This window comes from Sellimonas intestinalis, from assembly GCF_001280875.1.
In the GTDB taxonomy this organism is placed as follows: domain Bacteria; phylum Bacillota; class Clostridia; order Lachnospirales; family Lachnospiraceae; genus Sellimonas; species Sellimonas intestinalis.
In genome coordinates, this window is record NZ_LGAJ01000024.1 from 1 (window position 1) to 21,722 (window position 21,722).

A 21,722-nucleotide genomic window follows, 5' to 3' on the forward strand; every position below is an offset into this window, starting at 1 on the left:
GGCTGTTACTGTTACATCCTTCGGTTTAATTTTGATGTAGGACTCTATAGCCTTACTTTCTACATTTCCATTAACCACTTTAACCCATACATTATATTTACCGTCATTGTCTGTTCTCACATTTGTATAGGAGATTTCATCTTCCAAAAACTGGATGCCGTCTGTTGAATACAGTATCTTATCTTCATCACTAATTGTATTCTTTACCGTAACTGAATGCGGCTTTCCATCGTAAGTATCCTCATATGGCTCTACAGCAATATTTGAAAAATCACGTTTAAACTTCGCCTTATAAGTATGGTCTGAAAGTATCGTCGTCGGAAAATGTTCTACCCGTTCTCCATTTTCATACCATCCATCAAATTGATAACCACTGTTTGCTACCGTTTGCGGTACTTGAATTGCGGTCTCCCAGGATGTCCCTGTCAAAATGTCACTGTAACTTGTCTGATCATCCAATAAACCACCAGAACCATCTACTTCAAATGTAACAGTAAACCACTGTGTCTCATCTTTTTCATAGTAGATCGTAATAATCGTCGAACCATCTTGCTTTACAACCGCACTTCTTGAAAGTTCGGAAGAAGATTTTTTCGCCAGTTTATATCCAGTAATTTCTTGTGCTTCTTCTACGCTAACGTATTCTCCAACTCTAGCCTCTTTTCTTTCCGACTCAAAAATAGTTTTTCCTTTTTCATCCTGATATTGAATCGTGTAGCTCGTTTTAGGAATTGGCTTATAGTAGAATGTAATTACAACTGGCTGAGAATCATTTTCCGGTCTTTCAGCACTTTTGAAAATTCCCTTGTTTGCCTCATAGTCTGGTACAAACCCTTCAATATTCGGCGCATACTCGACCACACGGCTAGAACTTGTTGTTTTTTCTACTTTTTTCCGGATTTCCTGTTCAGACTCACTGTTACTTTCCATATATTTAATGGTATACTTCCACGTTTCCGCTTGTTTGTATTCCATTTGAATAATCAGTCCATCTTTTGTCAAAGTAACATTTTTAGAAGAAACAACCGGATACCATCCATCTAAATCTTTGGCGTTAATGGTGACAGTACTGCCTTTTTCGCCTTCCAGTGTCTCCGATTCCACTCCTGGGATCTGATTTCCTTCTGAATCAACATACTGTACTGTATACCGATAGGTCTCATTTTCTTTCACCCATTTTGCATACAAAGTAGTGTCCTCTAAAATTTGAAATCCTTCCGTAAATGGTTTCGTAAAATTCTCATCTAAAAACCATCCCAAAAATGTATATCCATCTTTTGTAGGATTTTGTTCTGGTACTTCGATTACATCATATTTGTCTAATACTTTTGGTTCGATATTCCCTGCTCCATTTGTTTCAAATGAAAGCGTATACTGTGCCGGTATCCACTTTGCATATACTCTCACATTATGAGCTGGCATTGTATCCGAATTCCATTTTACTTCAGTACCAGATTCACAAGCTGGTGAATAATACCAGCCTCCAAACGTAGAATCCGAATCAATTCCTTCTGGCGGCTTCACCATGTTATCCATTGGTTTAGCAGAAGATAGTGTGGCCTCATACTTCACATTTTTGTCGTTCATTCCACTTGCATTTTCAAATGAAATCGAATATGAGTTACGGGTATAATAGAGCCATAGTTCGTTGTCCCACCATCCCATCGTCTCTTTTTTCCAATCCTCAAATTGGAATCCTTCGATTGGCTGTTTATCTTCATCTGTTAAATAAACACCGTTCGAAGCCTGAAACTTACTATATAGTTTTCGTTGTCCATTTAGGCCTTCTACATAATAACTGATAGTAGTTCCTGTGCCGCTCTCCTTTTGATACATCTCGAGATTCTCAGCAGGCATATTGGCAAATAAAGTATATTGGGTGTCCCCCGACTTCTCAGGTCCCCATCCGTCATTTTCACATGCTTTTTGCCATTCTTCAGAAATATCTTCACCGTACTTGGCTGTAATGCGTAATTCTTGGTTCTCTACCCACTCATATTGAGGTATTATCACACCACCTACTCGTTTGTATTCATTGAATTTAATTGTGAAAGTTTTTCTATTGTAGAGAACATTTACTACAGTACTTCCATCGGCCTTAATTTTGATGTTTTGAGTCTGACTATTCAACTCTACTCCATCAGGATCGATATTAGCATCCTCCCATTCACTTCTAGTAAGCTTTTCATAGGAAGTCATATCACCCACCTGACCCGTCTTGGTCTTAGCAGTAATATAATCATACCCATCTAATCCATTCTTACCTGTAAAGTTCTCCAGCCAATACACCACTGTGTAGGAAGCCGTTTTAGCATCATTCCAAAGGGCATTGACGGTCAAATCCTGTGCCGGCATCGTTGGATATTGAACTTCTTCTTTCCATCCGGCAAATTCATATCCTACTCGTTTCATTGTATCATAACCAGGATATGAAATCTTCGCACCATATTTTAATGTCACAGGGCCAACATAGGTTCCACCATGTGAATTATAAGTCAGTACATAAGAATTTCTCGTATACTTTACATAAATAATAGTTTCTCCGTCATTTTGCAACGTGACATTTTCAATCGGCTGAGCAGTAAATCCATCATAATCCTTGGCAACCGCATTGGTTTTTAGTCCAATCGTACCTTGTAAAGTTTCTTTATACTGATCCGTATATCCATCATCATCTAAATTTTGTAATTGATGAATGACTGTATATTCTTTTGGAGCCCCAGTGTACTTTACAGTTTCAACATAATCTTGTTCCTGCCCCTCACTGAGATTAATGTTTACCTCTGTTTTATCTGGCGTAAATCCTGGTATCTTGGGAGAATTGACTACATTCTGATAGCTCTCCCCAAAATCAACTTCCGCTACATATGGTTGATCGGCCTGCCCGATTGTTTTACCAGATTGATCTACATACACATATTCAATCCGTACTTCATATTTCTGGTTCGTTTTGAATACTGCTTTGTATGTAATATCTTGTTTGACTTCCCTTTCACAAATTTCAGCACTTGTGTAAATTTCCTCATCTAGACTGCTCTTCCAACCGACAAAATGTTTTCCGGACTCTGTAACATTTTCCCAACTCAAAATTGGTGCTGTTGTAAATGTTCCGTCTAAAACATATTGTGGTTCCCATATAAGCCCTTCATTTTCATCAACAAACCTAACCTCATAGTAAATCTCGCCTGTCGCAGTATTATCCTCTATTGAATAAGGACTTACTTCGTTACTTGGAGCCGCTGAAAACCAGTTTGCAATCGGTGATTTTTCTTCTTTAACATCATTCTGTGAAAAATCTTCTTTTGCATTACTGGTTGCTTTTTCAGTTTCGTTTTTTTGCTGATCAACGTTCTGTTCATTTCCCTTAGATTCAGAAGTATCAGCCTCCCCCTTCACATCCTCCGCTTTCTGGCTGTCATCCTCTCCAGCGTCCTCGCTGTCATTTTTTGCAGGAATCTTCTGGTATACAACTTTGACAGTGGTATTCTTTTCTACCTGCATTTCGTAGTAGCTGTCTTTCACCAGCTTGAGCGGTGTCTGTTCGTCAGGCATCTGATATACAGCCTGTACCTGATATCCGGCATCTGGTTTAACTTTAAACTTCGCTTTACCATTTTCGTCAGTTTTCAAAGTCTTGCCGTCAGCCACTTCTTTACTATCCAAATCGGTCACTCTACCGTGCTTTTCCGGCGTATCAAAGGTGATATCATAGAGGACCTTTTCTTGTTCTTTTGAAGGTTCCTGTGTATCTTCAGACTTATCTGCATCCACATTCTGAGTTTCACTCTTCTGGCTATCAGCTTCCGTACTCGGCTTCTGCGTTTCTTTTGAATCTTCATCCTTCTTCTGATCCTGATTCTGAGAAACGACGTCTTCCTTGGAGTCCGTCTGCTTCTGGTCACCTGGGTCAGTACTCTGCGAGCTTTCATTCTGTTTCACCTGCTCTTTGCTCTGCGAAGCTGAGGTGCTCGTGTTGCCCTTCGTGTCAGATGCCTGGTCCTTTACGCCTCCCGATGCATCGCTTTGGGAATTAAGAGATTCGGCACCCTGTTGTGTGGTCGTAGTGTTCGTATCCGGTGCCGCATATGCGACATTAGATAACACCATCGCAGCCGCTACTGCTAATGCTGTAATCCTTTTTGCTCGTCTCATCTCTTTTCCCCTCCTTTCCTTTTAGATTTTTTCACCACTGATGCCTCACGGCATAATGGTACGCAGGGCACAAATTTCGCCCTACATTATATAAAGACGTAACGCAATACTAAAAAGGTTCACATTTTCTTAATTTTTTTTACATATTTTTTTCTTATTTACAAAAGGCCTGTATTTCCAATGTGGCTTTGTACTGCAGTTTCATAAAACTGGAAATATTTTCCTTTATTTGTGGCGAATCCGCACATCTATATACTTTTTTCACTTTTTTTCGGATTTTGTGAACCTTTTTACATGTTTCCTGCGTCTAAATATTATATAAGGGCAAATTTTGATGGTTTTCCTGCATTTTAAGTTCCATTCCTCATCCAGAACTTCCTAAGCAGGGATTTGACAGATCGTTTTGTTTTATTTATCATGAAACCTATCAAGAATACCGATTGTGTACATGATGACCCGATACCGGTTTTTCCGGATACCTTAGACCATCTTTTGGAAAGGAAACGTAAAACTATGAGACACGAAGAGAACAACCGTAACAACCAAACATCTGAAACATCTGATTTTCTTCACGATAAAATGAATACAGGCCAGCTTTTTGAGTGTATTATGACTGACCTGGATCTGGATCCTTCCTGTTCCCCGCGTTCCGGCATGAAATACAGAGCACGGTTTATCCGGCGCTGTCTAATCAAGGGTATGCTCGCCGCCGCAGCCGTCGGGCTTTTCGTCTTCAGTGGGACAGGTATCGTTCAGAAGCCTTCGATCTCCAGTGTCAAAGCCGCTCCATCATCGGACGCTTCCAGCGCAAAGGTCACCTTCCATGTGGACGCGCTCTTCCCTGTCAGCCAAGTCAATGCTTCTCTGAATGAGAAAGATATCGACGTAGATGTACTTGGCAATCAGGACTACTCCCTCGAAGTAGAGGAAAACGGATATCTCCTTCTGGACGTCGTTTCGATCTCAGGAATTCACGCTACCCAAGAGATATCGATTGATTCCATTGATGACCAGGCTCCCGTCATACTCTCCCACTCCCATGAAGGGGACAATATTGAGATTCACGTGAAGGATATCGGCGATTCCGGCATCGACTATAACGGAATCTATGCCAGAACAGATTCTTCGGACATGATCCGCCCGACCTGTTGTGAACCATCGGAGGGACTTGTGGTATTCCCTTATCCTTCCGAGGATATGTACATTGTGATTCCGGATCTCAACCAGAATCGGCTTGTCTCTGTTTTGCATCCGGGAATTGGGACAGGTGCGGAAGAATAAAAAAGAAAACATACAAGATGCAAGGCGGGAAAAGAGAACCGATTTTTCCTGCCTTGTTTTCTGTTACTTAAGATGATATACTAAAATAACATCTTATGGTTTTGACAGAATTTTACTTTAGAATGTCAAGAGGTTTAACGATGATACATAAATCATTTGACGCCAAATACCTTGCTTATCTCGCAAGGTTTATCCGTAAACGTGATAAAGAAGCGTTCGTGGAGCTTTACAATTACACACATAAAAAGATTGATCAATACGCACTACAGTTTTTGAAAGATCCTCATCTGGCACAGGATGCAGTGCAGGAGATCTATATTCTCATCTACAAGAATATAGATTCTCTGAAAGAAGATTCACTCTTTTTGTCATGGATGAACCAGATCACCTACCATGTCTGTTGCGATTTTCTCCGCAAGGTACGCAGCCAGTCATATGAGCAGACAGATTTTTCCAGTGATCCGAAGGTTCTGAATATTCCGTCGGACGATGACTGTTTCCGGGACATCTCGGATCGGGATTTTCTGGAACACTACCGTGAAGCACTGGATTCGCTTTCTTATCAGGAGCGCCAGACGTTTCTTCTTCGGTACGACCATGATTTCAAGCTTGAAGAGATTGCGGACTTCCTGAATTGTTCGCTCAGTTCAGTAAAGCGTTATCTGAAATCTTCCAAACGTCATCTGGCTGAGAGGCTGCGGTCTTTTCAAAATTAGGAATGGAGTTTTCTTTTATGAAACCAAAACATAGACTTCTGCTTTTGTGCGGGCTAATCTTATGCCTTGTCCTTATCTGTTCCGGCTGTTCCCAGAAAGGAGACTCCTCCCTTCATGGCGCAGAGGGAAAGAAAAACGGTACCCGCCCAAATGCCCCGCACGTGTATGTCCCTGAGGCGTCAGGAACCGCTTTGATTGGCAGTTCGCCCCTGACTCTGGATATTTCTCATATCGATCAAGGATATCTTATGGCACTGTATGACGGCTCTGCCGCCAAGGCTGTCGTCCAAATCACCGGACCGGACGGGATTACATACAAATACTTTATTTCCGCTCAGGATCAACACGTCACCCTCCCCCTGACAGCAGGAAGCGGCTCATACACAGTGGCGGGATATGAGAATATTGTGGACAATCAGTATGCCTCATTATACAAGGAAAGCATTGAGGTCAGTTTGTCGGATGAGCTTCTGCCTTTCCTATATCCGAATCAGTATATTTCTTTTACTCGGGATACCCAGGCAGTCGTAAAGGCATCTGAGGTGGTAAAGGGCGCCTCTTCTGATCTTGATGCAGTTGGCGAGGTCTACCACTTTGTCATTGAACATGTGACGTACGATGATAAGAAAGCCGAGACTGTTCCTTCGGGATATCTCCCGGATGTAGATGAGACCCTCGCCACCGGGAAGGGTATCTGTTTTGACTATGCCGCACTGACGACCGCCATGCTACGCTCCCAGAATATTCCGACCCGCCTGGAGATCGGCTATTCGGGAAAGATTTATCACGCATGGATCAGCGTATATATTGAGGATATCGGCTGGATCGATAATCTGATTGAGTTTACCGGGGACGGCTGGACAAGGATGGACCCGACCTTTGCCTCCAGCAATGATAACAGTGAAAATATTCTGAAATATATCGGCGATGGTTCCAATTATACGATGCAGTATCTGCACTAGATTTCATCGAAATGGAGAAAGGAGCATTATGAAAACATTATCCAACACCGAATTAACGACGTTTTGCAGTCAGTTTTCCCTGATCCTAAGATCCGGGATTTCCTCCTTGGAGGGTCTGTCGATCATGCTGGAGGATACACCGGAAGGCGATGGCACCGTACTGTTAAAAGGGATGATTGCGACGATGGAGGAGACCGGAAGTCTCTATGAAGCGCTTATTACATCCAAAGTCTTTCCCCCTTACCTTTGCAGTATGGTACAGATCGGAGAGCAGTCCGGACGTCTGGACGACGTCATGGCTTCTCTTTCCGAGCATTACCACAGAGAAGAGGAAATGGCAAGAAATATTAAAAGCGCCGTCACCTATCCGCTTGTCATGCTTGGTATGATGATGGTAGTCATCTTTGTGCTGATTGTAAAAGTGCTTCCGGTTTTTAATGAAGTATTCAGGCAGCTTGGCACCGGGCTTACCGGGATCTCCGGGACGATTCTCTCCCTGGGAAATACGATCAGTCGCTATGCCGCCCTGCTTGTCATACTGGCTGTCCTGCTTGCCACAGTGTTTCTCTACTTTGCTTTTACAGCGAAGGGGCGCCATCAGATCGGCTCTTTTGCCCGTTCCTTTTTCCTCACGAAAAATCTGATGGAAAAGATCGCGTGCTCCCGGTTTGCAAGCGGAATGTATCTCTCTCTTTCCAGCGGACTGGATACAGATCAGAGCCTGGAAATGGTTTCCCGGCTTGTAGAACATCCAGTGATCCAGGCGAAGATTAAACAGATTCAAGAGCTGATTCTGGAGGGAACGTCTTTTGCAGATGCAGTAACCAAAAGCAGTATATTTTCCGGCATCTACACCCGCATGGTCTCCATCGGGTATAAGACCGGATCTATGGATGATGTGATGAAGCAGATTTCCGTACAATACGATGAAGAGATTGACGCCCGGATGACAGATCTCGTCGCGAAGCTGGAACCTACTCTTGTGGCAATCCTTTCGATCGTTGTAGGACTGATTCTTTTATCCGTTATGCTCCCACTCATGGGAATTATGTCCAATATCGGATGATACGTTGGCAGGAGGAGTTTATGAATCGATTTATGAAGCGTCCCCGGCATCTTGCGGGGGCTAAATATCTGATTTCAATCGTAGTTTTCGGCATTGTCCTCTTCCTCTTTTTTAACGGACTTTCTTCCATTACCCGGACAACTTCCGGTCAAGAGCTCGAAAGTCTGGAGCGGGCAGTCCGCAGAAGTACCGTCCAGTGTTATGCCTTGGAAGGATTTTATCCGGAAAGCCTCTCCTATCTGGAAGAGCACTATGGTCTGACCTATGACGAAGATAAATATGTCGTCTCCTATGAGGTGAGCGCTTCCAATTTGATGCCTTCTATCGATGTGATCGCTTTGAAGCAAGGAGGAGGTGACGGAAAATGAAAAAGAACTGGAAAAATCAGGGACATATCGTGGATTTCTTCTTTACTTTGTCTTTGTTTTGCCTGTTCGCCGCATCAGCTCTGATCGTGGTAATCATTGGTTCCGGCGTTTACCGGAATACGACCTTGCAGATGGAGGAGAATTACGTTGCCCGTACCGCCCTCTCTTATGTAGCAGAAAAGGTACGCCAGCATGATACCTCCGGAGGCGTCCGCCTGACAGAAGGGGAAGGAGAGACAGTGCTTGTGCTTCAGAATACAGAGAATACTACCGATACTGATTATCTGACTTATATTTATGCGTATGACGGATGGCTCTGTGAACTGGTTATCCGAGATGACGCCCCGTTTTCCAAAGCCCAGGGCGAACGGATCCTGGAAATAGATACGTTCCGTCTCGTAAACGAGGGAAATGGATTTCTAAGGATCACAGTCTCTGATTCTGGTTCCTCTTCTGCCTCCTGCCTGCTTCATCTACGCAGCAGCCAGGAACACCGAGAAAAACCATAACGAAGGGGGAGTACAATGAGTATACGAAACAGCAGCAAATCCAGTTTGTTTTTAATCGAGCTGATAATCGCTATCTTGTTCTTTGCTATTGGAAGCGCTGTCTGCGTGCGGGCTTTTGTCAAAGCGCACGATCTGAGTATGCGTGCGAAAGATCTGAGCTTTGCTTCCGCTCAGGCGTCTAGTGCGGCTTCGGTGTTGGAGTATACGGATGGTTCTTTTTCATCCTTTTCCACGTATTTTCCGGATGCCGAAGAACGTGGAGATGCGTTTCTCGTCTATTATGACGCTGATCAGTCCCTCTGCTCCGGAAACGACGCTATCTACACGATGCAGATCAAGATTTCCGATGAGGATGGGATGCGTCACGCAATGATCTCTGTAGCGTACACGGGGAAGGAGCCACTCTATGAGCTTCCGATCCGTTTCTTACCGTCTGCCAAAAAGGAGGTGGCTGACGATGCAGCCTAGAAGAAAATCTTTTCTCAGCACAGGAATAACCTCGATCGTCCTGATCTTCGTTCTCCTCTGTCTGCTGACGTTTGCGGTACTCTCCGTGGTGAGTGCCCGGGCAGACTACAAGCTGAGTGAAAAGAATACGACACGGACGACCGAGTACTATGAAGCAGAAAATACGGCAAATGATATTCTTCTGAAAATTTCCACTGTCCTTTCAACGCACGCAGGGTCTTCGGCCTACCTTGACGACGTTCGGACAGATCTGGATGGAACTGATGGAATCTCGTTCTCATCCGCAAGCCAGCTTCAATACTATGTCACCATCAATGAGAACCAGCGTCTGTTTGTCTCACTTCTGCTTACAAATGCATCTTCGGATACATCATCGGATACCGCAGGTCTGTATCAGATTAAAGCATGGAAGGTAGAAAACACCCATGAGTGGAACAATGATACACCGGTTCCGGTTCTGGGTAGTGATGAGATGAATGAGTTATTATCGGAGGAATAGGAAATGAATGTACTTGATATTTTGACACAGACGACAAAGGAAGGGGCTTCAGATCTCTTTATCGTGGCAGGGCGCCCGCTCTCCTACAAGAAAAACGGCAAGATTCTTCAGGCCGATGAGGAACGGATGATGCCGCATGACTGTGAAACGTTCGTGCGTGAGATCTATGAACTGGCTGGAAAACGGGATATTTCCCGGTTTCTTGCAACCGGAGACGATGATTTTTCCTTCGCGGTACAAGGACTCTCCCGGTATCGTGTGAGCACATACCGTCAGCGCGGTTCTCTCTCCGCTGTGATCCGGGTCATTACTTTTGAGCTTCCGGATCCATCTGCTCTTGGTATTCCGGATCCCATCATCCGTCTGGCAGATCAAAAAAAGGGACTGATCCTTGTGACAGGTCCTGCAGGAAGTGGAAAGTCCACTACCCTCGCCTGTATCATTGACGAAATCAATCGTACACAGGAGAAGCATATCATCACTCTGGAGGATCCACTGGAATTTCTCCACCGTCACAAGAAAAGTATCGTAAGCCAGCGTGAAATCAGCTCCGATACCGAGAGCTACCTTACTGCTCTGCGCGCTTCCCTGCGCCAGAGTCCGGACGTCATCCTGCTTGGTGAGATGCGGGATTTTGAGACCATTTCCGTTGCTATGACTGCTGCCGAAACGGGACACCTGGTACTCTCCACCTTGCACACGCTTGGTGCGGCCAATACGATTGACCGGATTATCGACGTTTTTCCTCCAAACCAGCAGCGACAGATCTCTGTCCAGCTTTCCTCGGTGCTCCATGCGGTTGTCTCCCAGCAGCTTGTACCGTCCCAGGATGGAAAACTGGTTCCGGCATTTGAATTGATGACGACCACCTCTGCCATTCGGAATATGATACGTGAGAATAAGATCCATCAAATCGAAGGACTGATCTATTCCTCCTCCGGGAAGGACATGATGTCCATGGATAACAGCCTTTTGGCATTGTATAAAGCAGGAACAATCTCAGACACCGAGGCGTTAGCCCACGCCTCCAATCCGGATATGCTGAAACGAAAATTGTAAAAAACAGATCATGCGGACATATGTCAGACAATCGTCATCTGTTAGGTAATACCGTTTTTTTCTAACAGGTAGAAGCAGGTGTGATTTTCCATAAAATCACACCTGCTTCTGTTGTTCCAGATTTCCCTAATTTCCCGACAACTCATTTCCTGTTTATTCCTGCAAAAGTCTGGCAATTGTAATTTTTAACACTTCAAAGTCGATCGGTTTGGAGATGTGTGCGTTCATCCCTGCCTTTTTCGTCAGGGCAATATCTTCAGTAAACGCATTAGCTGTAGCCGCAAGGATCGGAATCGTCTTTGCGTCTTCCCGGTTCAGATGACGGATTTGCCTTGTAGCTTCGCATCCATCCATAACCGGCATCTTCATATCCATAAGTATCAAAGCAAATTCATGTTCCCTGCTCTTCTGGAAGATTTCAAGTGCTTCTTTTCCGTTCCATGCTGAGACGACTTTAAACCCAAACATCTTCAAAATCTCAACCGCAATCTCCATATTGATCTCATTATCCTCGGCAATCAGGACTTTCCGTCCCTGACCCGAAAACTCTTGCTCCCGTTCTACGTTTCTTTCTCCCTGGGCGGCCGTTTCCTCCGGTGCAATTTCCAACGGCAACATGACGGTAAATTCCGTTCCTTTTCCCAGAATACTGTTCAGCTCTATCGTCCCCTGCATCCTGATAATCAGATCATGGACAATCGGCATCCCCAGACCGGTCCCTGCAACGTTTGCTGCACCGAATTTCGTCTCACGCTCAAACGGAACGTAGATTCTATGCTGGAATTCCTGACTCATACCAGCTCCATTATCCTTCACCACAATCCGATATTTTCCGTACTTACTGTTATTATCCTTCTGCTCTGTGATGGTCAACCAGATCCTTCCGTCTGTTTTGGTGAACTTAAAAGCATTCGAAAGCAGATTATCCAAGATCTGCCGGATCCGGTTCCAGTCGCTGTTGACCCATTCATCCAAAACATCGATCTGAACGTCAAACTGTTTCTTCTTTCCAACGATCTGAGCTTGATAGATAGAAACCAGTTCTTCCGTGTTCGTCCGGATATTAAACTTCTGATTACGAATCTCAAGTTTTCCCTGCTCCATTTTGGAAATCTCCAGTATATCATTGATTAGAGATAAAAGCTGGTTACTGAGATTTTTAATCTTCTGAAAAGAATCCTCGACTCGGTCCGGATGATCCAGATTTCCGAGCGCCAAGTTTGTCAGGCCGATAATTCCATTAAGCGGTGTACGCATATCATGGGACATATTGGAGAAGAAAATATTCTTCGATTTTGCCATCTGATCTACCGACCGAAGCGATTCCTGCATAAATTCCATGCGGGAGAGTTCCTGTTTCTTTGCGTCATCAATATCCTTAAAGCCAAGAACGACCGTATCCTGCTGCAAAGACTCATCATAGAGCATCTGCACATGGACCCATCGGTATTCCTGATTAAAAATCCGTTTGAAATCTCCCCCGAAATCACGGACTCTTTTTTTCGTCAGTTCCATCATATTATCGCAGGCAAAGGCTGCCCGAAACTGCTGGTATGTATCGTCCTCCACGATCTCTCTGAGCGCATCCAGCAGATCATCATAGCTTCCCTTCTTCGGCAGGTGTTCTCTGATATAATCTGAACCTTTCAGCATAAAATACTGGTTCTGGCTCAGGTCAATCATATAGAGCGCATAGTACGAATTCCCAAGCACCCGCATGATGTCATTATAAAGCCCCGCCTTGCGTTTTGCCCGGTACTCCAAAATTAAAAACATTACTAAAAGCAGAAAGAAAATCAGCATCACAAGAAGGAAGATTCCCCAAGAATCCTTCATCGGCTCCAAAAGCTTGGAAAACGGAATGGTAATCACGGAATACCAGCCATTATCCAGAATAAAATAGTACACGCCCCTCTCTTTTCCATCCATTCCTATGATGGATGAATCGTATACCTCATGCTTTCCCGCCTTGATATCGGCAAAAAAGCTATTATATTTCTCCTGAACCTCTTCTCTGGAAAGCCCCTTTGTACTGATATGCCAGTTCAGCAGGTTCCCCTCGCCGTCAGAGAGATAATAGTGACTCTGCTCCGGCAGATCCTCCAGTATACTGGTTGTCAGATCACTCGGATAAATATCCGCTGCCACTACATTGTCCGTTCCGTCGATCCGCCTGGACATGGTAACTACTTCCTCTTCCAGACGCACATCCTCGTACACATTTGTATAGTAGACACCATCTGTCTGCAACGCCCCCTGATACCACTCAGTACTGGCAGCATCATAAGAAGCGTCCCCTTCCCACGGCGTCGCCGCAACAATCTTTCCATCAATATACCCGTACAGCTCGATCCCCTTTAAATCCATGGTCTCGTCAGCCATTTCGAGAAAATTTTTCATAAACTGTTCAAGATCACTAATCGCATGGCCAGGTCGCAGTTGATATTCCAGAAGATTCAGTATGTATTCATACTGCTCCGTATACATTTCTTCTCTGGAGCCGTATTTGGACGCACTTTCAGCCCCCATAGACTGACCGCTCTTTAACAGGGTATCCTGCATTTTATTTACACTGAACGGAAATACCACCGCCGCAATGATAATACACAGAATCAGCGTCCAGTAGACATTTCTTTTCCTCTTCATATACTTCCTCCTGTTTCCTTCAAAATGAATGTCAGACATTCCAGAAGTTCCGGATTGAAGCATCCACACTCTCCACCCACAATCATGGACGCCGCCTTCTCTGCGGAGTACGCAGGCTTATAGACCCGCTCGTTTGTCAGCGCGTCGTAGACATCAGCCAGGGCCACCACTTGAGACCAGATCGTTGTCTCATCGCCTTTCAGCGCGTCCGGATAACCTTTTCCGTCCCACCGCTCGTGGTGGTGACGGCATATATCATATGCATACTGGTATAATGGATTTTGATGATATTTGGGGATCTGGCAAAGCAGATCACAACCTTTGAGAGTATGTTGTTTCATCACCTCAAATTCCTCTTTGGTCAATTTCCCCGGCTTGTTCAAAATGTGGTCTGGTATCGCAATCTTTCCTACGTCATGCATAATAGATGCGAGAGAAATCATCTCAATCTCGTCCTCACTGAATTGGTATTTTTCAGGCCTTATTTCCATCAGTCTTCTCAGGAACAGACCGGTCAGCTCCCGTATCCGCTTCACATGGGCGCCGGATTCCCCACTCCGGAATTCGATCGCTGTGGACAAAGTCTCGATGATGGCATTATTCAACTCGTAGATCTCCATCTCCTGAGCCAAAAGTCTTTGATGCTGCTTATGCACTGTATTACTCAGGCGCTTTCTGGCATGAAACAGCTCTACTACACTTCCTACACGCTTTTTCACAAAATAAGGAACAATTGGCTTTTCAATAATATCCATGGCACCAAGCTGGTATCCCCGCTGTGTATTCTGCTCTGAACTGTCTGCCGTGATCAGAAAGACCGGGATGCTCTCTGTCAGGCCGTCTTTATAAAGGATCTCCAGCAGCTCCAGCCCATCCATCTCAGGCATTACAATGTCCAGCAGAATCGCTGAGATTCCACCCGGTTCCCGTCGGATCAGATCCAAGGCTTCTTTTCCATTTTCTGCCTCCAGAATCTTATCCTGATCCCGAAACGTTTCACTCAATATCATACGATTGATTTCATTGTCGTCTACAATGAGGATTGCTGTCTTTTCCTCTGTCTGTCCATCTTCCTGTAAATTCATATCCTCACCAATCCTCTCTTTCCCCATACCGTTTTTTCAATGCTTCCCGCCGCTTTTCGCTTTTGTTTTCTTTTAAACTGCTTCTTGTATTGCTGTTACGATCCGCTCATACAACCGCTCACATTCCTCAAAAAGCTCTTCCGTCTGTTCTTTATGATCCTCGCGCACTGCTTTAACAATCTCATCGCTTTTCTGGCTCAGTGTCTCAAATCCCAGATTGGCACTGATCCCTTTCAATGTGTGTGCTTTCGTCTCTATCATTGGAAAGTCTCCAGCTTCCATCGCACTCTTTAATTCCTCAAATGTCCGATCGTCAAGAAACTTATTTATCAGGCGTTCGTAAAGCGTTTCCATTCCGCCCAGTCTCCTCAGCGCAGCCTGTAGATCACATCCTGTTCTCTGAGATAATTGTTCTACATTCATATCCGGCCACTACTCTCCTTCTCTATTTTATAGAATTTGTCAGCGGAATTACCGCTGACAAAAATATTTTTATCTATTTTATAGTGTAACACAACTTTCTGCCCACGAAAAGACCTCTTACGGCCGAAAATCTCGCCTAACATGTAACAATTCACCTATACAGTCCAGATTCCCAGCTTGCCTCTCTTTTCATTTTTCTTTATAATTAAGGAAAGAAAGGAGCATCTCCTATGAAAAAAGAAGGTTATTATTCTGCCGGAGAATTGATGAAACTCGCTCACATCACGAAAAAAACAATCCGGTATTATGACGAACACCATATTTTAAAGCCCTCCTATGTGGAGCCGAACACCCGAACCCGTTTTTACACGGATGACGACTTGGCTCGTCTGCAGCAGATCCTGCTTTTCAAGGCGCTCGGTTTTTCTCTGTCCGATATTATGGAAATGACAATCAACGAGTCCGATACGCATTTCATGGTAGATTCCCTGAATCTTCAGAAAAAACTGGTGGAAGACCGCATTGAACAGCTTCAGATCGTGGCTCGGACAATTCAGGAAACGACACAGCTCATCTCCAGCCACCAGACCGTCAACTGGACCAAAATGCTCAACCAGATCCACGATCTCGGTATGGAAACAAGCATGAAAAGGCAATACCAGAATGCTTCCAATATTTCGGCACGCATCCATCTTCACTCCTTGTTTTCCCATAATAACCAGAGCTGGTTTTCCTGGATCTTTAATCAGGCTAATTTTTCCGATGGGCAGCGAGTGTTAGAGGTAGGCTGTGGAAACGCCACATTCTGGGCTGAAAACTACGCTTTCATTCCGGACCGTCTGGAAGCAGTACTCTCAGACATATCTGGCGGGATGCTGCGGGACGCCAGACGGACCTTGGGCCAGGTAATTGAGAAGGAAAGACAGACCGGAGCCGGTCTTACGGACAAAGTCTGGGATTCCAGATTTTCTTTTCGTACTTTTAACTGTGAGACAATTCCCTATGAGGACGCCTCCTTTGATCTGGTACTCGCAAATCACGTTCTCTTCTACTGTGAGGACATTGACACAGCCAGCGCGGAAATCGCAAGAGTCTTGAAACCAGGCGGCGTCTTTTTGTGCAGCACTTACGGCAAGGAACATATGAAGGAAATCTCACAGCTCGTCTCCTCGTTTGACGACCGCATCGTTCTCTCCTCCACCAGTCTGTACGATTGCTTTGGGAAGGAAAACGGCACTGACATTCTGGCCCCGCATTTTTCCCAGATTACCTGGAGGCAGTACGAGGATTACCTGACAATTCCGGAACCGGAACCTCTGATCTCTTATATTCTCTCCTGCCACGGGAATCAGAACCAGTACATTTTGGAACACTATAAGGAGTTTGCGGCTTATGTGAAAAAGAAGACCACACCGTCCCTCCATGTGACAAAAGACGCCGGATGTTTCCTCTGCACAAAATAATAAAACTTTTTTGAAAAAATACTTGCACGTGCCCTTAGGACACCTGATATGATAGGATCATCAAGACAACGTATACCGTCAGAAACCATGAGTTTACTATAGTTAAAGGAGGTTCATATGAAAGGAATCATTCTTGCAGGCGGCTCAGGAACACGCCTCTATCCATTGACCACAGTCACATCCAAACAACTGCTTCCGATTTACGACAAACCGATGATCTACTATCCTCTGTCCGTACTGATGAACGCCGGAATCCGTGATATTTTAATTATTTCCACTCCACAGGATACCCCTCGTTTTCAGGAGCTCTTAAAGGACGGAAGCCAGTTCGGTATCCACCTGTCCTACGCCGTCCAGCCAAGCCCGGACGGACTTGCCCAGGCATTTATTATTGGTGCGGATTTCATCGGAGACGATTCCGTTGCCATGGTGCTGGGTGACAACATCTTCGCCGGTCATGGACTGAAGAAACGTCTGGAAGCTGCCGTAAAAAAGGCGGAAGCCGGAAACGGGGCCACAGTCTTTGGCTACTATGTAGACGATCCGGAACGCTTCGGCATCGTGGAATTTGACTCTGAGGGAAAAGCAATTTCCATCGAGGAAAAGCCGGAACACCCGAAGAGCAACTACTGTGTGACCGGACTGTATTTCTATGATAATCACGTCGTAGAATACGCAAAGAACTTGAAACCCAGCGCCAGAGGAGAACTGGAGATCACCGACCTGAACCGGATCTATCTGGAACAAGGCGCGCTCCATGTGGAGCTTCTCGGACAGGGATTCACCTGGCTGGACACCGGAACCCACGAAAGTCTCGTAGACGCCACGAACTTCATCAAGACGATGGAGACCCATCAGCACCGTAAAATTGGCTGTCTGGAGGAGATCGCCTACTTAAACGGCTGGATTTCTAAAGACGAGGTCCTGAAAGTATACGAAGTATTAAAGAAAAATCAGTACGGCCAGTACTTAAAGGATGTGCTGGATGGGAAATATCTGGACGCTCTGCGTTAAATCTGAAATGAGGAGGAAACTATCATTATGAATATTATCGTAACCGGAGGAGCCGGTTTCATCGGTTCCAACTTCATTTTTCACATGCTCAACAAATACCCGGACTACCGGATCATCTGCCTGGACTGCCTTACCTATGCCGGCAATCTTTCTACCCTTGCCCCGGTCATGGACAATCCAAATTTCCGTTTTGTTAAGGAAAGCATCACAGACCGGAAAGCTGTCTATCGACTTTTTGAGGAGGAACACCCGGACATGGTGGTCAATTTTGCGGCAGAAAGCCATGTAGATCGTTCCATCGAAAATCCGCAGGTATTCCTCGAAACCAACATTATTGGAACTTCCGTCCTTATGGACGCCTGCCGGAAATACGGGATCCAGAGATATCATCAAGTTTCTACTGATGAGGTCTACGGAGATCTTCCACTTGACCGGCCGGATCTTTTCTTCACAGAGGAAACGCCGATCCACACAAGTAGTCCATACAGCTCCTCGAAGGCTGCCGCCGACCTGCTCGTCCTTGCCTACCACCGCACTTACGGACTTCCAGTGACCATCAGCCGCTGTTCCAATAACTATGGCCCTTACCATTTTCCGGAGAAGCTGATTCCGCTGATGATTATCAATGCCCTGCACGATAAGCCGCTTCCGGTGTACGGAGAAGGTATCAACGTCCGTGACTGGCTTTATGTGGAGGACCACTGCAAAGCTATCGACCTGATTCTTCACAAAGGACACGTGGGGGAGGTCTACAATGTAGGCGGACACAACGAGATGAAAAATATCGACATTGTAAAGATCATTTGTAAGGCACTCGGAAAACCGGAAAGCCTCATCACTTATGTCACAGACCGGAAAGGACACGATATGCGCTATGCCATCGATCCTACCAAGATTCACGAGGAGCTTGGCTGGCTGCCAGAGACAAAATTCGCGGATGGAATACAAAAGACCATCGAATGGTATCTGACAAACAGGGAGTGGTGGGAAACCATTGTTTCCGGCGAATATCAGAATTATTATGAAGAGATGTACGGAAACCGCTAAGGGATCCGCATCCCAAAAAGGAGGTCACTATGAAAAAAGTATTTGTAACCGGTGTAGCCGGACAGCTCGGACATGATGTAGTAAATGAACTGACCTGCCGCACCGAAAGCGGAAGATCCTCATATACTTGTGTCGGATCCGACCTGGCGCCGTACTACAGCGGAGCCATGGACGGTACCGCTGTCACACGGACTCGATATGTCTCTTTAGACATCACGGATTCTGATACTGTAGAGCGGGTACTGCTAAAGGAAAGTCCGGATATTGTCATCCACTGCGCTGCCTGGACTGCTGTCGATCTTGCCGAAGAACAGGAAGAGAAAGTCCGCCTTGTCAACACGGTCGGAACGCAGAATATCGTAAATGTTGTGAAGGCACTCGACGCCTCCAAGCCGGAGGGCTGCAAAATGGTCTATCTCTCCACCGATTATGTATTTAACGGACAGGGTACCGCTCCCTGGGAAGCAGACTGTAAGTCCTACGCTCCGCTCAATATCTATGGGGAAACCAAACTGGAGGGAGAACTTGCCGTCTCCGGGCAGCTGGAAAAATATTTCATCGTCCGCATCGCCTGGGTATTCGGGCAAAACGGGAAGAATTTTATCAAAACGATGTTAAACATCGGAAAGACACATGAAAAACTGACGGTTGTCAACGATCAGATCGGCACCCCAACCTACACCTATGACTTGGCACGTCTTCTGGCCGATATGATCCAGACAGAGAAATATGGTTATTATCATGCCACGAACGAGGGCGGATATATTAGCTGGTATGATTTTGCGGTTGAAATCTTCCGTCAGGCCTCTGAACTTGGCCACCCGGAATACGACGCTGACCATCTGACTGTGGCTCCGGTCACGACAGAAGAATATGGCGCGTCAAAAGCCCGCAGACCCTTTAACAGCCGCCTGGACAGATCCAAGCTGGCCGCAAATGGATTCACGCCGCTCCCGGACTGGAAAGATGCGCTCCACCGTTATCTCATGGAGCTGAAATTTTAGAGTAACTATGATTGTGAAAGGAGATCGATGGATATGGGACAGATCACTGTAGAAAAAAATGTCGGCGGTATTGAAGGACTCTGCGTCATCACCCCGGCCGTCCACGGCGACAGCCGCGGATATTTTATGGAAACATATAATCAGAAAGACATGGAAGAGGCAGGACTTCACATGGATTTCGTTCAGGACAATCAGTCCAGCTCCACAAAAGGCGTTCTGCGCGGCCTCCATTTTCAAAAGCAATTCCCACAAGGAAAACTGGTGCGCGCCATCCGAGGATCCGTCTTTGACGTTGCTGTGGATTTGAGAAAAGACTCCGAGACCTACGGAAAATGGTACGGTATCGAACTGACAGAAGAAAATAAGAAACAGTTTTATATTCCAGAAGGATTTGCACATGGTTATCTCGTTCTGTCCGACCATGCTGAATTCTGCTATAAATGCACGGACTTCTATCATCCGGGCGATGACGGCGGACTGGCGTGGAATGATCCGGAAATCGGAATTGAATGGCCGCAGTTAACCGGAACGTATCCAGGGAATGGTGCATGTGCAGGATATACGCTCACTGACGGCACACCACTGAATCTCAATGAACGGGATCAGAACTGGCCGGTTCTCAAAGACGCGTTTCAGTTCTAAGTAATACATATAGCACTGAATATAGAAACAATAGGATCTACAGAATGATTTCAGCCAGGAAGCTGTAACTTGCTGCGGCGCCCCTTGCACCGCTTTCTTTACAGACTCCTGGTTTCTGACTATAAAGAAAGGAACGAATCACATGAAACTCCATAAGACACGCTGGATTGCTCATGCCTCAATGATCGCCGCTATCTATATCATTGTAACCTGGCTCTTTGCACCATTTGGCTTCGGTGAAATCCAGGTCCGCATTTCCGAGGCACTCACAATTCTTCCCGCTTTCACCCCAGCCGCTGTACCGGGTCTCTTCGTCGGGTGTCTGATCGGCAACATCCTCGGAGGCGCGATCCTGCCGGATATTATCTTCGGCAGTCTCGCAACACTGATTGGAGCTGTCCTCGTATACCGGATGCGGGACAAGCACTCTTTCCTGCTGCCTTTGCCGCCGATCCTCTCTAATACGCTGATCGTACCGTTTGTCCTCCGCTACGGATATGGGATAGCACTCCCGCTCCCACTTCTGATGTTCTCTATCGGAATCGGCGAACTCATTAGCTGTGGAGTCCTTGGCATGATCCTGCACCGCGCACTTTCCCGATATCGGAATACACTGTTTCACTCTGGCCAAAATCAATAGGCTCTGTAGCGGTCTGCGGGTTTCCTGCGCCTCAGACTTCTGAGAATATGGAAAACACACCATCCGGCCACTGCGCCAAGCACATTGTTAAAAATATCGTCGAATTCAAACAAACCAAGCTTGAATACAAGCTGACTGAGCTCAATACACCCGCTGACCGCACCTGATGCCAAAAGAACCGCCCAAAACGGACATCTCCGAAGAGCATCCGTCAAAATAAACCCAAATGGGAAGAATAAGACGATATTATTCAAAATCTCAAGTCCAAAAGTCACACTTCCCTCCAGAATCCACTTCCGATACGACCAGAATAACTCCAGCTCATAGGTGTGGGAATCTCCCTGCTCCCGGAAGAAAATCGTAAACCAGGCAATCGCAATGATCTCCACGATCAGACATATAATTGCTACTGGCTCACGCAGGACCCGAAAAAACCGAATATTCATCCAGTGCATAAACAAAATATAAAAAAATACAAAACAAGCCAAAAACGCTACCAAATAGCGGTATTCCCTTACGTACAGCTTGAGAAACCAGACCGCCTTTTCCAAGAAGCTCTGCCACATCATAAGTTTCCCCTCTTTTCTCTGCTCGCCGCCTTGGTATACTCCCCGTAAAAGCGACTCCCTTCTTTTGGTGTTTTCTTATGATATACCGAATCCCGTAAAGATTCAAGAA

The 21,722-nt window shown here is 45.6% G+C and carries 20 protein-coding genes; 15 read left to right on the plus strand and 5 right to left on the minus strand.

Translation table 11 applies throughout. The features are described from left to right. Nucleotides 1-4,152, minus strand: a 4,152-nt coding sequence (locus AOA56_RS15045) for an InlB B-repeat-containing protein (RefSeq protein ID WP_053770012.1), incomplete at its 3' end; no start/stop codon positions are given. A 513-nt stretch (nucleotides 4,153-4,665) separates the two neighbouring features. Between AOA56_RS15045 and AOA56_RS15050 the strand changes: the two genes are divergently transcribed. The 9 genes from AOA56_RS15050 (at nucleotide 4,666) to AOA56_RS15090 (ending at nucleotide 11,080) form a co-directional block, all read left to right on the plus strand. After that, on the plus strand, nucleotides 4,666-5,433 hold the full coding sequence (locus AOA56_RS15050; RefSeq protein WP_053770013.1) for a hypothetical protein: 768 nt from the start codon (nucleotides 4,666-4,668) through the stop codon (nucleotides 5,431-5,433). Between the two features lie 140 nt (nucleotides 5,434-5,573). Next, the gene (locus tag AOA56_RS15055; RefSeq protein ID WP_053770014.1) at nucleotides 5,574-6,149 is read left to right on the plus strand and encodes an RNA polymerase sigma factor; all 576 of its coding nucleotides are present in this window, start codon (nucleotides 5,574-5,576) and stop codon (nucleotides 6,147-6,149) included. Nucleotides 6,150-6,166: 17 nt separating this feature from the next. Next, the gene (locus tag AOA56_RS15060) at nucleotides 6,167-7,111 is read left to right on the plus strand and encodes a transglutaminase-like domain-containing protein (RefSeq protein WP_053770029.1); all 945 of its coding nucleotides are present in this window, start codon (nucleotides 6,167-6,169) and stop codon (nucleotides 7,109-7,111) included. 28 nt (nucleotides 7,112-7,139) lie between these two features. Beyond that, entirely contained in the window at nucleotides 7,140-8,177 is a 1,038-nt protein-coding gene (locus AOA56_RS15065) for a type II secretion system F family protein (protein ID WP_053770015.1), read from the plus strand. Between the two features lie 20 nt (nucleotides 8,178-8,197). Beyond that, nucleotides 8,198-8,545 (plus strand): hypothetical protein, encoded by a 348-nt coding sequence (locus tag AOA56_RS15070; protein ID WP_053770016.1) that lies wholly within the window; start codon nucleotides 8,198-8,200, stop codon nucleotides 8,543-8,545. After that, a complete protein-coding gene (locus tag AOA56_RS15075; RefSeq protein WP_053770017.1) occupies nucleotides 8,542-9,054 on the plus strand; it encodes a DUF4860 domain-containing protein in 513 nt (170 codons plus the stop codon). Before AOA56_RS15070 ends, AOA56_RS15075 begins: the two co-directional genes overlap by 4 nt. Nucleotides 9,055-9,069: 15 nt before the next feature. Further along, entirely contained in the window at nucleotides 9,070-9,522 is a 453-nt protein-coding gene (locus AOA56_RS15080) for a hypothetical protein (protein WP_048621616.1), read from the plus strand. Continuing rightward, a complete protein-coding gene (locus tag AOA56_RS15085; RefSeq protein WP_053770018.1) occupies nucleotides 9,512-10,021 on the plus strand; it encodes a hypothetical protein in 510 nt (169 codons plus the stop codon). The genes AOA56_RS15080 and AOA56_RS15085 overlap by 11 nt, the downstream gene beginning before the upstream one ends. Before the next feature lie 3 nt (nucleotides 10,022-10,024). Then, nucleotides 10,025-11,080, plus strand: a complete 1,056-nt coding sequence (locus tag AOA56_RS15090; RefSeq protein WP_053770019.1) for a type IV pilus twitching motility protein PilT — start codon at nucleotides 10,025-10,027, stop codon at nucleotides 11,078-11,080. A gap of 153 nt (nucleotides 11,081-11,233) precedes the next feature. Here AOA56_RS15090 and AOA56_RS15095 read toward each other — a convergent pair whose 3' ends face one another. The 3 genes from AOA56_RS15095 to AOA56_RS15105 form a co-directional block, all read right to left on the minus strand. Then, complete coding sequence (locus AOA56_RS15095) at nucleotides 11,234-13,726, minus strand: hybrid sensor histidine kinase/response regulator (protein WP_053770020.1); 2,493 nt, start codon at nucleotides 13,724-13,726, stop codon at nucleotides 11,234-11,236. Further along, nucleotides 13,723-14,811 carry an HD-GYP domain-containing protein gene (locus tag AOA56_RS15100; protein WP_024732325.1) on the minus strand — a complete coding sequence of 363 codons (1,089 nt, stop codon included), beginning with the start codon at nucleotides 14,809-14,811 and terminating at the stop codon, nucleotides 13,723-13,725. The genes AOA56_RS15095 and AOA56_RS15100 overlap by 4 nt, the downstream gene beginning before the upstream one ends. A gap of 72 nt (nucleotides 14,812-14,883) precedes the next feature. Further along, complete coding sequence (locus AOA56_RS15105; protein WP_048621612.1) at nucleotides 14,884-15,234, minus strand: Hpt domain-containing protein; 351 nt, start codon at nucleotides 15,232-15,234, stop codon at nucleotides 14,884-14,886. A gap of 230 nt (nucleotides 15,235-15,464) precedes the next feature. Here AOA56_RS15105 and AOA56_RS15110 point away from each other — a divergent pair, with 230 nt between their 5' ends. The 6 genes from AOA56_RS15110 (at nucleotide 15,465) to AOA56_RS15135 (ending at nucleotide 21,044) form a co-directional block, all read left to right on the plus strand. Continuing rightward, the gene (locus AOA56_RS15110; RefSeq protein WP_053770021.1) at nucleotides 15,465-16,697 is read left to right on the plus strand and encodes a MerR family transcriptional regulator; all 1,233 of its coding nucleotides are present in this window, start codon (nucleotides 15,465-15,467) and stop codon (nucleotides 16,695-16,697) included. A gap of 117 nt (nucleotides 16,698-16,814) precedes the next feature. Beyond that, a complete protein-coding gene (rfbA, locus tag AOA56_RS15115; protein WP_024732322.1) occupies nucleotides 16,815-17,711 on the plus strand; it encodes a glucose-1-phosphate thymidylyltransferase RfbA in 897 nt (298 codons plus the stop codon). Between the two features lie 27 nt (nucleotides 17,712-17,738). After that, complete coding sequence (gene rfbB, locus AOA56_RS15120) at nucleotides 17,739-18,758, plus strand: dTDP-glucose 4,6-dehydratase (RefSeq protein ID WP_024732321.1); 1,020 nt, start codon at nucleotides 17,739-17,741, stop codon at nucleotides 18,756-18,758. Between the two features lie 29 nt (nucleotides 18,759-18,787). Then, nucleotides 18,788-19,762 carry a dTDP-4-dehydrorhamnose reductase gene (rfbD, locus tag AOA56_RS15125; protein WP_024732320.1) on the plus strand — a complete coding sequence of 325 codons (975 nt, stop codon included), beginning with the start codon at nucleotides 18,788-18,790 and terminating at the stop codon, nucleotides 19,760-19,762. A 33-nt stretch (nucleotides 19,763-19,795) separates the two neighbouring features. Next, on the plus strand, nucleotides 19,796-20,404 hold the full coding sequence (gene rfbC, locus AOA56_RS15130; RefSeq protein WP_024732319.1) for a dTDP-4-dehydrorhamnose 3,5-epimerase: 609 nt from the start codon (nucleotides 19,796-19,798) through the stop codon (nucleotides 20,402-20,404). 142 nt (nucleotides 20,405-20,546) lie between these two features. Beyond that, on the plus strand, nucleotides 20,547-21,044 hold the full coding sequence (locus AOA56_RS15135; protein WP_053770022.1) for a QueT transporter family protein: 498 nt from the start codon (nucleotides 20,547-20,549) through the stop codon (nucleotides 21,042-21,044). On the opposite strand, the gene AOA56_RS15140 is transcribed toward AOA56_RS15135, so the two are convergent. Then, the gene (locus AOA56_RS15140) at nucleotides 21,038-21,613 is read right to left on the minus strand and encodes a VanZ family protein (protein WP_024732317.1); all 576 of its coding nucleotides are present in this window, start codon (nucleotides 21,611-21,613) and stop codon (nucleotides 21,038-21,040) included. The two genes, AOA56_RS15135 and AOA56_RS15140, sit on opposite strands and share 7 nt — an antisense overlap. Nucleotides 21,614-21,722: the final 109 nt, after the last annotated feature.

Bases quoted from the DNA above. Each gene is read 5' to 3' on its own strand.
- AOA56_RS15050 (WP_053770013.1), top strand. From the start codon at position 4,666: ATGAGACACGAAGAGAACAACCGTAACAACCAAACATCTGAAACATCT.
- AOA56_RS15055 (WP_053770014.1), top strand. From the start codon at position 5,574: ATGATACATAAATCATTTGACGCCAAATACCTTGCTTATCTCGCAAGG.
- AOA56_RS15060 (WP_053770029.1), top strand. From the start codon at position 6,167: ATGAAACCAAAACATAGACTTCTGCTTTTGTGCGGGCTAATCTTATGC.
- AOA56_RS15065 (WP_053770015.1), top strand. From the start codon at position 7,140: ATGAAAACATTATCCAACACCGAATTAACGACGTTTTGCAGTCAGTTT.
- AOA56_RS15070 (WP_053770016.1), top strand. From the start codon at position 8,198: ATGAATCGATTTATGAAGCGTCCCCGGCATCTTGCGGGGGCTAAATAT.
- AOA56_RS15075 (WP_053770017.1), top strand. From the start codon at position 8,542: ATGAAAAAGAACTGGAAAAATCAGGGACATATCGTGGATTTCTTCTTT.
- AOA56_RS15080 (WP_048621616.1), top strand. From the start codon at position 9,070: ATGAGTATACGAAACAGCAGCAAATCCAGTTTGTTTTTAATCGAGCTG.
- AOA56_RS15085 (WP_053770018.1), top strand. From the start codon at position 9,512: ATGCAGCCTAGAAGAAAATCTTTTCTCAGCACAGGAATAACCTCGATC.
- AOA56_RS15090 (WP_053770019.1), top strand. From the start codon at position 10,025: ATGAATGTACTTGATATTTTGACACAGACGACAAAGGAAGGGGCTTCA.
- AOA56_RS15095 (WP_053770020.1), bottom strand. From the start codon at position 13,726: ATGAAGAGGAAAAGAAATGTCTACTGGACGCTGATTCTGTGTATTATC.
- AOA56_RS15100 (WP_024732325.1), bottom strand. From the start codon at position 14,811: ATGAATTTACAGGAAGATGGACAGACAGAGGAAAAGACAGCAATCCTC.
- AOA56_RS15105 (WP_048621612.1), bottom strand. From the start codon at position 15,234: ATGAATGTAGAACAATTATCTCAGAGAACAGGATGTGATCTACAGGCT.
- AOA56_RS15110 (WP_053770021.1), top strand. From the start codon at position 15,465: ATGAAAAAAGAAGGTTATTATTCTGCCGGAGAATTGATGAAACTCGCT.
- rfbA (WP_024732322.1), top strand. From the start codon at position 16,815: ATGAAAGGAATCATTCTTGCAGGCGGCTCAGGAACACGCCTCTATCCA.
- rfbB (WP_024732321.1), top strand. From the start codon at position 17,739: ATGAATATTATCGTAACCGGAGGAGCCGGTTTCATCGGTTCCAACTTC.
- rfbD (WP_024732320.1), top strand. From the start codon at position 18,788: ATGAAAAAAGTATTTGTAACCGGTGTAGCCGGACAGCTCGGACATGAT.
- rfbC (WP_024732319.1), top strand. From the start codon at position 19,796: ATGGGACAGATCACTGTAGAAAAAAATGTCGGCGGTATTGAAGGACTC.
- AOA56_RS15135 (WP_053770022.1), top strand. From the start codon at position 20,547: ATGAAACTCCATAAGACACGCTGGATTGCTCATGCCTCAATGATCGCC.
- AOA56_RS15140 (WP_024732317.1), bottom strand. From the start codon at position 21,613: ATGATGTGGCAGAGCTTCTTGGAAAAGGCGGTCTGGTTTCTCAAGCTG.